The sequence below is a fragment of the Chitinophaga sp. 01L420 genome (genome assembly GCF_056399985.1).
Genome location: NZ_JBFTSK010000163.1, coordinates 1 through 372 on the forward strand (window position 1 = coordinate 1; position 372 = coordinate 372).

At 45.2% G+C, this 372-nt stretch carries 1 protein-coding gene; it reads right to left on the bottom strand.

Annotated features, from left to right (window positions below):
• Positions 1-372: Ig-like domain-containing protein (locus tag AC1DP6_RS36620; protein WP_477059332.1), on the bottom strand; the 372-nt coding region annotated here is incomplete at both ends.

Below are 372 nucleotides of genomic sequence, written 5' to 3' on the forward strand. Positions count from 1 at the left end.
AAAGTTCAATGTACTACCTGCTTTATAATAACCATTCGCAGGTACAATTACCTGTGTAACTACTGGTGCCGTGATATCTGCCGTTACACTGATGGTGTTGCTCGCAGTGTTGCCGTTGTCACCAATATTCACCGTTACATCTGCAGGCAATGAAATACCAACAGCCCCATTGGCTGTTGGCGTTATGTCAATGGTATAGGTAATATTGTCGGTAGTTTGCAGCGTAGCAGCAGTAGCATTGGTTAATGTAAAGTCTGCTACCGTAAGACCAATCACCGCTTCGCTGAATACAGCAGTTACTGTAAACGACGCATTGACAATAGCCGCAGCAGTGGTGGACAGCGCTACTGTTGGATGTACTGTGTTTACGAA